Annotated in this window: 15 protein-coding genes; 3 read left to right on the top strand and 12 right to left on the bottom strand. The window is 69.5% G+C overall.

Annotated elements, in window-relative coordinates:
* Positions 1–85: 85 nt before the first annotated feature.
* Both ACTWPP_RS03360 and ACTWPP_RS03355 read right to left on the bottom strand, forming a co-directional pair.
* Positions 86–826, bottom strand: a complete 741-nt coding sequence (locus tag ACTWPP_RS03360; protein WP_443102554.1) for a helix-turn-helix domain-containing protein — start codon at positions 824–826, stop codon at positions 86–88.
* A 9-nt stretch (positions 827–835) separates the two neighbouring features.
* Positions 836–1,354 carry a DUF6879 family protein gene (locus ACTWPP_RS03355; RefSeq protein WP_443102553.1) on the bottom strand — a complete coding sequence of 173 codons (519 nt, stop codon included), beginning with the start codon at positions 1,352–1,354 and terminating at the stop codon, positions 836–838.
* Between the two features lie 346 nt (positions 1,355–1,700).
* On the opposite strand from ACTWPP_RS03355, the gene ACTWPP_RS03350 reads away from it, so the two are divergent.
* Positions 1,701–1,877 carry a hypothetical protein gene (locus ACTWPP_RS03350; protein WP_443102552.1) on the top strand — a complete coding sequence of 59 codons (177 nt, stop codon included), beginning with the start codon at positions 1,701–1,703 and terminating at the stop codon, positions 1,875–1,877.
* 1 nt (position 1,878) lies between these two features.
* On the opposite strand, the gene ACTWPP_RS03345 is transcribed toward ACTWPP_RS03350, so the two are convergent.
* From ACTWPP_RS03345 to ACTWPP_RS03320, 6 genes are read right to left on the bottom strand one after another with little or no spacing between them, the layout of a single operon-like run.
* On the bottom strand, positions 1,879–3,459 hold the full coding sequence (locus ACTWPP_RS03345) for an AMP-binding protein (RefSeq protein ID WP_443102551.1): 1,581 nt from the start codon (positions 3,457–3,459) through the stop codon (positions 1,879–1,881).
* An 8-nt stretch (positions 3,460–3,467) separates the two neighbouring features.
* Positions 3,468–4,274 (bottom strand): SDR family NAD(P)-dependent oxidoreductase, encoded by an 807-nt coding sequence (locus ACTWPP_RS03340; protein ID WP_443102550.1) that lies wholly within the window; start codon positions 4,272–4,274, stop codon positions 3,468–3,470.
* Positions 4,267–4,713, bottom strand: coding sequence for a nuclear transport factor 2 family protein (locus ACTWPP_RS03335; RefSeq protein ID WP_443102549.1), 447 nt, complete (start codon positions 4,711–4,713; stop codon positions 4,267–4,269). Before ACTWPP_RS03335 ends, ACTWPP_RS03340 begins: the two co-directional genes overlap by 8 nt.
* Complete coding sequence (locus ACTWPP_RS03330) at positions 4,710–5,591, bottom strand: LLM class F420-dependent oxidoreductase (RefSeq protein ID WP_443102548.1); 882 nt, start codon at positions 5,589–5,591, stop codon at positions 4,710–4,712. Before ACTWPP_RS03330 ends, ACTWPP_RS03335 begins: the two co-directional genes overlap by 4 nt.
* Positions 5,588–7,114 (bottom strand): FAD-dependent oxidoreductase, encoded by a 1,527-nt coding sequence (locus tag ACTWPP_RS03325; RefSeq protein WP_443102547.1) that lies wholly within the window; start codon positions 7,112–7,114, stop codon positions 5,588–5,590. Before ACTWPP_RS03325 ends, ACTWPP_RS03330 begins: the two co-directional genes overlap by 4 nt.
* Before the next feature lie 4 nt (positions 7,115–7,118).
* Complete coding sequence (locus ACTWPP_RS03320; protein WP_443102546.1) at positions 7,119–8,024, bottom strand: VOC family protein; 906 nt, start codon at positions 8,022–8,024, stop codon at positions 7,119–7,121.
* Positions 8,025–8,166: 142 nt separating this feature from the next.
* Between ACTWPP_RS03320 and ACTWPP_RS03315 the strand changes: the two genes are divergently transcribed.
* Together ACTWPP_RS03315 and ACTWPP_RS03310 are read left to right on the top strand one after the other, a co-directional pair.
* Positions 8,167–8,289 (top strand): hypothetical protein, encoded by a 123-nt coding sequence (locus ACTWPP_RS03315; protein WP_443102545.1) that lies wholly within the window; start codon positions 8,167–8,169, stop codon positions 8,287–8,289.
* On the top strand, positions 8,234–8,575 hold the full coding sequence (locus ACTWPP_RS03310; protein ID WP_443102710.1) for a hypothetical protein: 342 nt from the start codon (positions 8,234–8,236) through the stop codon (positions 8,573–8,575). The genes ACTWPP_RS03315 and ACTWPP_RS03310 overlap by 56 nt, the downstream gene beginning before the upstream one ends.
* On the opposite strand, the gene ACTWPP_RS03305 is transcribed toward ACTWPP_RS03310, so the two are convergent.
* From ACTWPP_RS03305 to ACTWPP_RS03290, 4 genes are read right to left on the bottom strand one after another with little or no spacing between them, the layout of a single operon-like run.
* Positions 8,506–9,690, bottom strand: coding sequence for an acyl-CoA dehydrogenase family protein (locus ACTWPP_RS03305; protein ID WP_443102544.1), 1,185 nt, complete (start codon positions 9,688–9,690; stop codon positions 8,506–8,508). The two genes, ACTWPP_RS03310 and ACTWPP_RS03305, sit on opposite strands and share 70 nt — an antisense overlap.
* Positions 9,691–9,713: 23 nt before the next feature.
* Entirely contained in the window at positions 9,714–10,733 is a 1,020-nt protein-coding gene (locus ACTWPP_RS03300) for a 2Fe-2S iron-sulfur cluster-binding protein (RefSeq protein ID WP_443102543.1), read from the bottom strand.
* A complete protein-coding gene (locus ACTWPP_RS03295; protein WP_443102542.1) occupies positions 10,730–12,469 on the bottom strand; it encodes an FAD-binding protein in 1,740 nt (579 codons plus the stop codon). The genes ACTWPP_RS03300 and ACTWPP_RS03295 overlap by 4 nt, the downstream gene beginning before the upstream one ends.
* Entirely contained in the window at positions 12,466–13,335 is an 870-nt protein-coding gene (locus ACTWPP_RS03290; protein ID WP_443102541.1) for an alpha/beta fold hydrolase, read from the bottom strand. Before ACTWPP_RS03290 ends, ACTWPP_RS03295 begins: the two co-directional genes overlap by 4 nt.
* Positions 13,336–13,365 lie beyond the last annotated feature (30 nt).

The following is a 13,365-nucleotide window of genomic DNA, read 5'->3' as shown; positions in this document are numbered from 1 at the left end:
TGATCAGCCTGCGAGCATCCCTGCCATGAACGGCCATCGAGGAGAGCTCGGAGAAGGTCCTCCGGTACAGGTCCAGTTCGCCGGCCTACCTCACCGTGATCTTTGCGGTAACGGTCTCGATGACGACCTGCTGCTCATCCAGAATCCAGAACCCCTCCACCGGCCACATATCACGGATAGCCGAGAATGGAATAATTCCGAGTGATATCGATGGCAGCGTCATTATATCGAGCAGATAGCCGAGTTGGCCGCTCATTACATCGACGTCACCAATGTTGGTGCGTAGCACCGATTCCTCAATGACGACCGCGAAGCGGTGACCGCCTGCGTAGAGCAGTCGCTCTCGTTCAATCCTTGCCATGGCTGCCTCATCACCGTCATCTGGAAGTGAGAAGAAGTCTGCTATCCGAGCGAGTAGGGCGCAGGCATAGCCATGGGTTTGGAAGAAACCCGGCACAACACCAGGCTCGTAGATCCGAAAATTTGTGGTCTGCTCCCATAGCGGCATCACAGCATCCTGAAGCCTTTTCAGGCCACCTTGCTGCATTCGCCGCCACTCCACGTATGCGGAGTCGAGTTGACGGTTGATCGACACAAGTTCCGCCGCGACCCGCTCATCTGATCCACACGCCGCACACCATGCTTTGATGTCGGAATCCGCGACGGCCTGCTTTCCGTTCTGCATTCGGCTGCATTTGGATTCGTGCCAGCCGCATGCGGCTGCCACCTCCCTGGCCGATAGACCGGCATCCAAGCGAATCTCTCGCAGTCGGGCGGCCAGCGACTCCCGAGCCTGTTGGATGGACGATGAAGGGTGGACCGGCATGGGTGGAGGTCAGGAAGGCCGGTACTCGCCGTGGTCGATCGCTCGTTCCCACACGGCCGCAAAGGCGGCGGAGGACTGCATGACCAGGGACTGGTCACGCGTCACTTCGTTACCGGCCCATTCGCCATCACCGGCGAAGTGGTTCCATACGAGAACAGCGGAGTCGAAAACCCAGAAATCGGCGGGAGGAACAGAAAGACCGGCGGTTAGATGGCGTGGCAGCCATCGCACTTGTTCCCCTGCCTTCAAGTTGACCGGGGCCGTACATTCCCAGAGCCAGCGACTGTATGAAGAGAGCGGCTCGGAAACAATCCGCGCCCGCTGAACCCTGACCCCTCTCGCGACCGCCTTACCGACGGTCGATATCCACCATGCATCGTTGACATCAGGGGACACGACGCCGGTTTCAAGCCACTGCGCGAACGAAGCATCCGCCATATAGGCGTCGCGCAACTCCAGATGGACGGCGGAACTGGTCGCCGCGGCGAGAAGGTCTTCAAACTTCTCGTTGGTCAGCGGCGTCCCCATCGAGAGCCTCCAATGCCTTCAATATCATCGGCTTCATGCGCGCGGGAATTCGGACCGACGACTCGTCGTCGGCCGTGCGACTGCAGGAAGAGATCTCAGCCAGCACGGCCTCATCGTTCTCCGTCCACCCTGAAGCACAAGGTCGCCTCTTGCGCGATCCAGGAAGACGGCGGGCGAACCCTGGTTCTTGCTGGTGTCGTCCTTGCCGTAGAACTCCAGAGCCATGCTGACCTCCGGCACAGGCGCATGCGTCGACTTGCATGCGGCAGTACCGATACTCCGCTCTGCCCGCCCCGCCGTCAACCATCCGGCGCGCGTGGGCTGATGGTGGTGAATCCTGGCGGAGATGGAGGCAACGCGGTCGCGGGTCTGGTTGCGGCACGGTCGGATACGTGACGCGGGCATGTGCGCCGGACGGGCCCAGGCGTACCGGGCGGCGGCCGAACAGCTCGAAGACGTGCTGATCGAGTCAATCGGCCAGTGGGACGAGTACGAGCGCCAGGTCGGCGGGGACAGCCGGTAGGTCACGTGGACCGGAGTTCGTAGGTGCCGTTGTGGTGTTCGTAGAGGGGGTCTGTTGTGTTGCAGGCTTCGGCGCGCAGGGGGCGTTTGATGACCTTGTTGGTGGGGGTGCGGGGTAGGGCGTCCGCTATGCGGATGTAGCGGGGCGTCCACTTGGTGCCGAGGTCGGGTTGGGCCTTGAGGAAGGCCGTGAAGGACGCCGGGTCGAAGGTTCGATCGGCGGCTAGGGTGACGGCTGCCATCACCTGGTCGCCCACGTGTTCGTCTGGGACGGCGTAGACGGCTACGTCTGTGAAGGGCTCGTAGCGAGCTAGGAGGCGTTCGACGGGGGCTGCTGCGAAGTTCTCGCCGTCGACGCGTAGCCAGTCGTCGTCGCGGCCGGCGAAGTACCAGTAGCCGTCGGCGTCGCGGTAGGCGAGGTCGCCCGACCACGTCCAGCCGTTGCGGACGCGTTTCGCCGTCGCCTCGGGGTTGTTGTAGTAGCCCTCGAACTTCGCGGCGCCCATCGTGTCGACGATCTCGCCGATGGCCTCGTCGGCGTTGAGGAGCGTGCCGTGTTCGTCGAACTCGGCGCGCGGGCACTCCTGGAGGGTTTCCGGGTCGATGACCACGGTGCCCGGCTCGGCGACGCCGAGGGAGCCGGGCGGTGTTCCCGGGACGCGGTTGAGGCGGATCTCGCCTTCGCTGGAGCCGTAGGAGTCGATGACGGTGCAGTCGAAGCGGCGGGTGAACTCGGCAATGTCGCGCTCGGCCGCCTCGTTGCCGAAGGCGATGCGGAGCGTGTTGCCGGCGTCGTCCGGCTTTTCGGGGACGGCCAGTATGTAGGCGAGGGGCTTGCCGACATAGTTGAAGAACGTGACGCCGTAGCGGCGGACGTCCGGGAGGAACCCGGAGGCCGAGAACTTGCGGCGGAGGGCTATGCGGCCGCCTGTTGCGACGGCGGGGGCGATTCCGGCCATCAGGGCGTTCGAGTGGAACATCGGCATGACGACGTAGAACACGTCGTCGCGGGTCAGGGCGCGGCGGTCGCGTTGCTGGACGGCGATCCGGCCGAGCCGGCCCTGGGTGCAGATCACCGCCTTGGGGGCCGATGTCGTCCCGGAGGTGAAGACCAGGGAGAAGATCGTCTCGGGGCTGACGGAGTCGAGGTCCGCCAGGAGGGTCTTCGCCAGGCGGTCGGTGCAGCCGGGGACGTCGATGGTCAGCGTCGGCACGTCCACCAGTCCTTCGAGCAAAGGAGCGCGGGACGTCTCGGTGACCAGGAGCGCGCAGTCGGTGTGGGTGATGTCGCGGGCCAGTTCGGCGCCTCGGCGGGTCGGGTTCAACTCGACGACCGGGACGCCGGCCAGCGCTGAGCCCAGAAGCCAGAACAGGTGCTCGGGGCCGTTCTCCAGGAACAGGCCGACGTGGCCGTCCGCGGCGCGGGCCAGTGTCGCGCGGCGGCGGGCCTCGGTGACGATCTCGCGCCACGTCCAGGACGCGTCCTCGAAGTTCAGGGCCGTGCGGTCGTCGTCCGCGCGGGCCGCGACGAGTTCGGCGAACGTGACCTCGCGGGCGGGGCGGTCGTCGTGCAGCGCGGGCATGGCACTCCCTAGGCGCGGTGGGGTCGGTTCGTCCAGCCCTGGTCGTCGGCGCGGACGAACCAGCCGGACGCGGCGAGGGTGCCGCCGTCGACCGGGATCGTGTGGCCGGTGACGAAGCGGGCGTCGTCGGACGCGAGGAACGCGACGACGGCGGCGTAGTCGTCGGGTTCACCGAAGCGGGCCAGGGGGACCCAGGTGTGTTCCAGGCCCTCGTCGTAGCCGCGCCGCATCCACTCGACCGGGGTCTGCTCGGTGTTGGCGAGGTCGGGGGCGATGGCGTTGACGCGGATGCCATGGCGGCCGACCGCTACGGCGAGGCTGCGGGTGAAGGCGGATACGCCCGCGTTGAACGCCGAGTACACCGGGTGCTGCGGGATGCCGCGGAACGCCTCGACCGTGGAGTTGTTGACGATGCTGCCGGAGCGCTGCTCGACCATGGTGGGGAGCAGCGCGTGGGTGAGCTTGAAGACGTGCAGGAGATTCAGTTCGTAAAGGCGCTGCCATTGGGCCGGTGTGCTGTCCTGGAAGGACGCGGACGCGGGGCGGAAGTCGCCCACGTTGTTCACCAGGACGTCCACGCGGCCCCGCGTTGCGGCCGTCACCCTCTCGATCGTCTCGTCCTCGACGATGTCGCCGATGACGGTGACGCAGCGGCCTCCGGCTGCCCCGATGTCGGCGCGGGCACGGGCGGCGGCGTCCACGTCGATGTCGTTGAGGATCACCAGGTCGCCGGCGGCGGCCAGGCGGCGGGAGATCGCCCCGCCGATGCCGAGCGCCCCGCCCGTGACCACGCTGACCCGGGCGTCCTCAGGCAACGCGCCACCTCCGCACGGTTCTGGTCTCGATGAAGTCGATCTGGAGTTCTCGCCGGGCGAAGTGCCATGTGCCGTTCAAACGCCGGTAGGTGTCGGTGTAGCGGAGGTGCCAGACCAGGTCGGACGGCCTGCCCTCCTCACGCTCCGTCAGGTGGTGGGCGACGCAGGCGATGTGCCCGGTCACTCCATCGAGCACCTGGCCGACGATCTCGTGGGACGTCACCGGGACGTCGTTCAGAGGTGACAGGGCCGCGATGATCTCGTCCCGTCCCGAGAAGGTCCGTACCGGGCCGAGTGAGCGGGGCGGGTCCGGCAGGACGAGGACGCCGTCGTCGGTGAACAGGTCCGCGAGACCGGAGAGGTCGCGGCGGTCGGCGCAAAGCGCGTACCGGGCGACCAGGTCGAGGAGTTCGACCCGGTCGCCGGTCCCCAGCGTCATGGCAGGCCGAGGCGGTCGGCGCACGCCGAGAGTTCGTCCCGCGCCTCGTTCAGGTCCTTGGTCGGCTTGCCGCGTAGGACGAGACGGCCCGCTCCCAGGGCGGACAGCTTCTCCGACTTCTCCGGGGTGACGGCCGACAGGGAATGGCCGAGGGTGAGTTCGAGAGCGTCCGGGTCGCGGTCGTTCCCCTCGGCTTCTTCTCGCATCAGCGCGACCAGGGCGCGGAGTTCGTCGCCGGCCACGCCCAGGGGCTGAAGTCCGTCGCCGTAGCGGCCGGCGCGGCGGGCGGCGGCCTTGGTGTGGCCGCCGACGTGGATCGGCACGCCGCCCGCCTGGACGGGCTTCGGGTAGCTCATCGCCCCCTTGAACCGGAAGAACTCCCCGTCGTGCGTGGCTCCCTCGGGCGCGGTGTCGGCCCACAGCTTGCGCAGCACCTGGAGTTGCTCGTCGGCGCGGCGTCCGCGGGAGTCGAAGTCGGCGCCGCACGCCTCGATCTCCTCGCGCATCCAGCCCATGCCGACGACCAGCCGGAGCCGTCCGCCGGACAGCGCGTCGATCGTCGCGAGCCGCTTGGCGAGCACGACCGGGTGGTGGTCGGGCAGGACGAGCACGCCGGTGGCGAGCCCGATCAGGGACGTCCGGCCGGCGAGGTACGCCAGCAGGTCCAGGGGATCGGGGATGTCGAGGTCGTCGGCCAGTTCCATGCGGCCCGACTCGTCGTACGGGTAGACGCTCGAATAGCCGCTCGCCACCACCGCGTGCTCCACCGCGCCGACCGACTCGAAGCCGCGGGCTTCGGCGTGCTGGACGTACGCGCCGATCCACGCGGGATCGGCGGTGACTCCCGCCGCCACGGGCAGCAGGACGGCGTACTTCATTCGGGGCCCTTTTCGAGTGCGGCGGCGGCGCGGCCCGCGCGGCGGCCGAAGAACGTGCCGTCGCCCAGGGACGTTCCGCTGATGTACCCCTCGCCGTGCATGCCGGAGGCGGCACGGCCGGCGGCGTACAGGCCGGGCACCGGCTCGCCCGAGTTGTTCAGAACCTCGCCGTCGACGGTCGTGTGCAGCCCGCCGAGGGTGAACCCGCCCGCGCCGGTGCCCTTGCCCGTGCCGCCGGCGCCGAAGAAGCCCGCGGCGGGGTCGATCGCCGCGAACGGGGACTTCAGCGGCCGCAGCCACTTCGGGTCCTTGTGGAAGTAGGGGTCCTCGCCCTTCTCGGCGTGCCGGTTGTACGTCTCGACCGTGGTCTCCAGGGACCCGGCGGGCATGCCCAGCGACTCCTCCAGCTCGGCCAGGGTCTCGGTGACGTACTTGGGAAGCACGCCCCACCGGTCGGGCTCGGGGACGGACTCGTAGCCCTCCTCGTCGATGATCGTCCAGTAGGGGCCGGGCTGGTGCCTGACGGCGTGGACGCTCCAGTGGCCCGGGTAGACGTCCTCGTTGAGGAAGCGGCGGCCCATCCCGTCCACGAGCATGCCGCGGCACACCATCGCGGGCAGCGCGGTGAGCGCGATCTCGACCACGGACATGCGGCGGGTGGCGGCGCCGATCGCGGTCGCCATCCGGATGCCGGAGCCGTCGTCGAGGCCGTCGCTGACCTTGTCGTGGCCGAGCAGCACCGGCGCGTGGTCGGCCAGCATCTCCTCGTTGTCGACGAACCCGCCGGTCGTGAGCACCACCGCCTGGTGGGCGCGGAAGGTGACCTGCTTGCCGTACCGGCGCGCCACCACACCGGCGACGCGGCCGTCCTCGTCCAGGACGAGGTTCGTGGCCACGGTGTCGACGTGCGTGACGGCTCCCGCGTCGGTGGCGGCGGCGGAAAGCTTCTCCATCAGCACCTGACCGCCGAACCCGCGCGCCGCCGGACGGTGCCCGCGCGGGACGGCCCTGGCGATGGTGTTGTACGGCCAGGAGTTCTCGCCCAGCCACATCAGCCCGTCCTCGGAGAAGGGCATCCACACGGGCGCAGGGTAGAGGCTGGGGTTGAACGTGACGCCGCACTCGCGGAACCACTCGAAGTGCTCGACGCTCCCGTCGCAGTACAGCCGGAGCTTCTCGGTGTCGGCGTTGGGGCCGAGCGCCGCCTCCAGGTAGGCGTACATGTTGTCGGGGTCGTCGTCGAAGCCGCACTCCTTCTGCACTTCGGTGCCGCCGCCGAGGTACAGCTCGCCGCCGGACTGCGCGGACGAGCCGCCGGGCCCGCTCGCCCGCTCCAGCACCAGGACGTCAGCGCCGGCGCGGGCGGCCTCATACGCGGCAGCGGCGCCCGCGCAGCCGAAACCGGCGACGAGCACGTCGCATTCATGGTCGAACTCGCCGATGTCGCGCAGCGCGAACGGCTCGACCGAGGAACGCCGCGAGTCGATCGATTGGTGGTCGGTGGGGGCTGGAGGACGGTTCACCCGATCACTTCCCGGGAGGGGTGAACGCGGCCAGCGGCTCGGACCCCGACCAGTCGTGGCCCCAGTAGCTGTCCTTGGTGATCTCCTCGGCGGTGTAGTACGTCTCGTCCACGAGCATGCCCTCGCAGCCGTACTCGACGTCCCAGCCGCCGGGCGCCCGCACGTAGAACGACACCATCTTGTCGTTGGTGTGCCGGCCCAGCGTCGAGGAGATGGAGAAGCCCTTCTCCTTGACGGTGTCGAGTGCGATGCCGACGGCGTCGAGGGTGTCGACCTCCACCATCAGGTGGACGAGGCCCGGGTCGCCGTCGTGCGGTGCCGGGCAGATCGCCAGGCTGTGGTGGCGCTGGTTGACGCCCATGAAACGGATCCGCACCGGGCCGCCGACCTTCATCGCGCCGCGCGGCAGGAAGCCGAGGACCTCGTTGTAGAACGTGACGGTCTCGGCGAAGTTCGGGGTGGGCAGCACAACGTGGCCCATGCCCATCGCGCCGGTGAGGAACTTCTGCGCGAAACCGGTGCGGACGGGGCTGTGGTCGAGCACCGGGCCGAAGAACACCTCGACCGGGGTGCCGCCGGGGTCGGTGAACGCGATGACCTCCTCGGCGTCGCGCTCCGCGGCCTCCTTGGGCTTCAGCGTCGTGACGGCCGTACCGGACTTCTCGACGGCCTCGCGGACGGCGGCCAGCGCGTACTGGTCGCGCACCTCCCAGCCCACGGCCAAGACCCTGTCGGAGTCGCCGGGCAGCACCTGCAGGCGCGACCGGCGCTCGTCCATGCGCAGGTAGAGGCCGTCCGGGTCGGAGCCGCTCCCCTCGGCGAACCCGAGCCCGTCGAGGGCGAACTCGCGCCAGCGGTCGATGTGGCGGGTCTGGACCTTCAGATATCCCAGCCCTCGGATCTGCGTCACTGTCCTCGGTCCTCTCTGGAGAGCGCGGCCCGCGCGGCGGCCGTCCATGCTCAACCTGTCAAATCGTGTGGAGCGCCGCCGGGGCCTTCCCGCTCAGTGAGAGTCGCGCGGCGGGCCGGACGGCCGGTGTCATCATCCTCTGATGACCGCAAAGAGACAGGTCGCGCTGGTGACCGGGGCGAGCCGGGGCATCGGCCGGCGGCGGAACGATCGTCAACCTGTGCTCCGGGTCGGCGACCAGCGACCCGCCGGGGCCGCCCGGTGAGGGCGGCTGGGGTGTGGCGTACTCGGCGTCCAAGGCGGCGTTCGGGCGGCTGGCCGGCGCGATCAACGCCGAGTACCTGGGACGCGGCGTCCGCGCCTTCAACCTCGACCCCGGCTTCGTGGTCACGGAGGGCCGTGAAGGCGCTCACGGCCCCGGCACACCGGTTCCGGGAAGGGCATGCGAGCGAAGCTCGTCCGTTGAACGGGGGGCGGACGGTCAGATCATGGAGCGCATCGGGCCCTGCGGGGGCTCGATGTCCAGGTCCGTGAGCGCGGAGACGTGGTAGACGGCGCCGGGGACGTGGATGGCGTGCGCGAGGCCGACGTGCGCGTCCCGCCAGAACCGCTGGATCGGGTTGTCGTTGCGCATCGCGTTCCCGCCGGACCGGACGACGATCTCGTTCATCGCCTGCACCGCCCGCCAGGCCGCGCGGACCTGGGTGCGGCGGCCGGCGGCGCGCTCGGCGAACGTCGGGACCTGCCCGGCGGCGACCATGTCGTACATGCGCGAGCAGTTGTCCAGCAGCGCGGTGCGGGACGCCTTGATCTCCTCGGCCGCCTCGCTGATCGCGTACAGCACGTACGGGTCATCCTTGATCTTCGTCCCGGTGATCTGGACGCGGTTCCGCTGGTAGGCCATGTGGTGGTACAGGGCGCCCTCGGCGATGCCGATCACCGCGGCGCTGATGCCGAGCGGGAACACGCAGGAGAACGGCATCAGGTAGGACGGGTTGGTCAGACCGGCCTCGCGGGGAGCCGACCCGTCCACGACCTTGGCGTACTCCAGCGTCCGGTAGGTGGGGACGAACGCGTCCTTGACGACGATGTCCTTGCTGCCGGTGCCCTTGAGCCCGGCGACGTCCCAGGAGTCCTCGACGATCTCGTAGTCGGAGCGGGGCAGGATGAGGTGCAGCGACCGCGGCGGCTGCGCCATCTTGCCCTCCTCGTCGCCGAGCATGCCGCCGAGGAAGATCCAGTCGCAGTGGTCGGTGCCGGAGGAGAACTGCCAGCGGCCGTTGAAGACGTAGCCGCCGTCCACGGGGCGGGCGATGCCCATCGGCGCGTACGGGGACGCGATCCAGGTGTCGGGGTCCTCGCCCCAGATCTCCTCGCGGACCTTCGGGTCGGCGTAGGCCATCTCCCACGGGTGGACGCCGACGATGCCGGCGATCCAGCCGGTGGAGCCGTCGAGCGCGGAGATGCCCAGCACCGTCTCGGCGAACTCCCGGGGATGGACCTCCAGGCCGCCGTGCGCCTCCGGCTGCAGCAGCCGGATCACCCCCGCGTCGCGCAGGATCGTCGCGGCCTTGTCGTCGAGCCTGCCGAGGGCCTCGTTGGCGGGGCCGAGCTCGCGGATCTGGTCCGCCCGTTCCATGATCGTGTCAAGCACGCGGTTCGCCATCGCCTGTCTCCCGTGATGTGTCGTCAGCCGTCGTAGGTGATCTTCAGCCGGTCGGTGACCGGCCTCGCCTGACAGGCGAGGATGAGGCCGTCGGCGAGATCCTGCTCGTCGAGGACCGTGTTGGCGTCCAGGGTGACCTCGCCCTCCAGCGCCACGCAGGCGCAGGCCGAGCAGGAACCCTCCCGGCAGGAGAACGGGGCGTCGACGCCGGCGCGCAGCAGCGCGTCGAGGAGGCGCTCGGACTTCGGCCAGGGCACCGTCCGGGTCTCGCCGTCCATCTCGACCTCGATCTCGCCGGCCTCCCCGTCGTCCGCGATCTCCTCGGGGGCGTCCGGCTCCTCGAACGGGTCGCCGTCCAGCGAGAAGAACCGCTCGACGTGGACCCGCATACCGAGGCCGGTGAACGTCTCCGCGACGAGGTCCATGAAGACCTCCGGCCCGCACACGAACGCCTGCCGCCCGGTGTAGGGGGCGGCCAGGGACCGGAGGGCGGCGGGCGTCGGGAGGCCCTGCACCGACTCCAGCAGGTGGACGACCGTGAGCCGGCCGGGGTGCCGTTCGGTGAGCTCCCGCAGCTCGCCCGCGAAGATCACCGATCGTTCGTCCCGGTTGGCGTACAGGAGGGTGACCGAGCCGCTCCCGCCGGCCAGGCAGGACTTGAGGATCGACATGACCGGGGTGATGCCGCTGCCGCCCGCGACGAGAAGCAGGTCGTCGTCCAGTGAGGACGGCGTGAACGTGCCGGCGGGCCGCAGCACTTCCAGCACGTCGCCCGCCGTGACGTTGTCGCAGATCCAGTTGGACCCGAGCCCGCCGTCGACCCGCTTGACCGTCACCTTCAGCCGGTCGTCGGCGACCGGCGAGCTGCACAGCGAGTAGCAGCGCGCCGCCCAGCCTTCCCCGGACGGGACCCGGACGGTGAGGAACTGCCCGGGCCGGTAGCCGAACCGGTCCCGGTCGCCCTCGCCGGGTTCCAGGACGAGCGAGTGGGCGTCGGCCGTCTCGTGGACGACCTCCGCCACCCGCACCTTGAGTCCCGTCATGACCGTTCCGCGGCCTTCCCGTCCGAGTCCCCGTCCGCGTCCCAGTCCGGGTCCCCGTCCGCGTCCCAGTCCGGGTCCCCGTCCGCGGCCGCCGCGTGCCGGGCCGCGATGTAGCCGAACACGATGGCCGGGCCGATCGTGGCGCCCGGACCCGCGTACTCGTTGCCCATCACCGACGCCGAGGAGTTGCCCGTCACGTACAGGCCCTCGATGACCGTCCCGTCCCCGCGCAGGACGCGGGCGTGCTCGTCGGACACGAGGCCGCCCTTGGTGCCGAGGTCGCCGACCTCCATCCGGAACGCGTAGTACGGCGCCGTGTCGATGACGTCCAGGTTCGGGTTCTTCAGGTTCGGGTCGCCGTAGTAGCGGTCGTAGGCGGAGTCGCCGCGGCCGAAGTCGGGGTCCTTGCCGTCGCGGGCGTGCCCGTTGAACGTCCGGACGGTCGCGGCGAGGGCGTCCGCCGGGACATCGATCTCGCCCGCCAGCTCTTCGAGCGTGTCCGCCTTGAACGCGATGCCCGCGTCGTAGAACGCCTTCGGAATCGGCGCGCCCGGCAGGATCTGCGCGAACGGGTAGCGGGAGCGGGCCTTGGCGTCCATCACGAACCAGCAGGGGACGTGCCCGCCTTCGAGCTGGTCGTGAACGAAGTTGACGTACGGGGCCGACTCGTTGGTGAACCGCCTGCCGTCCTGCGACACGATCACCGATCGCGGGATGCACCGCTCGGACAGCAGCGGGATCGTGGCCCCCGCCGGGTGCCGGACGGCGGGCATCCACCAGGCGTCGTCCATCAGGTCCAGCGCGGCGCCGACACTCTCACCGGCGCGGATGCCGTCGCCGGTGAGCTCGCGGGCGCCCATGGCGAAGTCCTGCTGCCCGCCCTTCGGCAGGTACTTGTCGCGCATCTCCTGGTTGTGGTCGAAACCACCCGTCGCGAGGAGGACGCCCTTGCGGCCGCGGATCCGCACGGTCGCGCCGTCACGTGTGGCGACGACCCCGGTGACGCGGCCGTCCTCATCCGTGACCAGCTCGGTCATGGTGGTCTTCAGCCAGAGCGGGAGCCCGGCGTCCTTCAGCGCCATCCGCAGCCGGGCGGCCAGCGCCCGGCCGCCGGTCGCCATGTGGCGGCGGCGGATCATGTTGGACGACACGCGCCACACCGCGACCATCGACGCGCGCCGCCCGGCCCAGGTGCGCTTGGCCATCGCGAGGTCGTGGTAGTCCTTCGCGGTGATCCACAGGCCGAGCGGGCCCTTCATGCTGTTCGGCCGCTGGTACTTCTCGTCCTCACCGAGCTTGCGGGTGTCGAACGGCTTGGCCTCGATGGACCGGCCGAGCGGGCGCCCGCCCTCGTACTCGGGGTGGTAGTCGGCGTAGCCCTTCGTCCAGAAGAACTTCATCCACCTGCTCTGGCCGATCAGTTCCATCGCGGCGGGGCCGTTGTCGACGAACGCGTCGAGTCGCGCCGCCGGGACGCGTCCCTCGGTGAGGAGGTCCAGGTAGCGGCGGACGGACTCGCGGCTGTCGTCGTGGCCGCGCGCCTTCAGCGTCGGGTTGTTCGGAATCCAGATGCCGCCGCCGGAGACCGCGGTGGAGCCGCCGAACCTCTTGCCCTTCTCGATGATCAGCGGAGACAGGCCGGCGTCGTGCGCGGCCAGCGCGGCGGCCATCCCACCGCCTCCGCTGCCGACGATCACCAGGTCGTACTCGTGGTCCCACTCCGGGGTCGCGCTCATGCGTCGTCCTTGCGGGTCAGGAACGCCAGCACGGCGCTCTCCCAGGCGGACTTCTGCTCGATCATCACCCAGTGCCCGCAGTTGGGGAAGATGTTCACCTGGACGTCCGGGATCGTGCGCATCGGCACCAGGACCATGTCGACGGGGCTGACCCGGTCGTCACGTCCCCAGGTGATCAGCGTCTTCGCCTTGAGCTTGTGCAGCATCGACCAGTACGGCGGCTCGTCCGACTGCGCCATCGCCTTCGCGCGGGCCGCCATCGCCTTCGACCCGTACATGCGGCGGGCGCTGGCGAGGGTGTCGGGGTCGGTGGCCTGCCGCCAGCGCTCCTCGATCATCTCCTCGGTGACCAGCCGAGGGTTGTAGACCATCGAGCGCAGCCACCGGACCAGGCCCTCGCGGGTCGGGTCGTCGGTGAACTCCATCAGCAGCTTGATGCCCTCGCCGGGCGACGGGCTGAAGATGCTCTGCCCGAGCCCCCCGATGGTGACCAGGCGCCGGACGCGGTCGGGATGCCTGAGCGCCGCCTGGGCGCCGATGATCCCGCCCATCGAGTTGCCGATCATGTCGACCTGGCCGAGGTCCAGTCCGTCCAGGAACCGGACGATCGCGCCGCCGGCCGCCATCATCGGGTGCTCGTCGGTCGGGTCGCTGACCCCGAAACCGGGGAACTCCAGGACCAGGCACCGGAAGTGCTCGGCGAACCGGGCGAGGTTGCCCTGGAAGTTCCGCCATCCGGTCACGCCGGGACCGGACCCGTGCAGCATCAGCAGGGGCGGCCCCTCGCCGGCCTCGTGGTAGCGCAGGACGCCCCGGTCGGTGGCGAGCTCGCGCAGCGTCGACTCGTAGGTCAGCTCCGTGGGCATGATCTCCCAGTCCTTCGAGGGTGGCTTGAC

Source organism: Actinomadura sp. 3N407 (assembly GCF_052245875.1).
GTDB lineage: Bacteria > Actinomycetota > Actinomycetes > Streptosporangiales > Streptosporangiaceae > Spirillospora.
The sequence above is the reverse complement of the archived record's forward strand: the minus strand, read 5'-3'. Positions and strand labels throughout refer to the sequence as shown.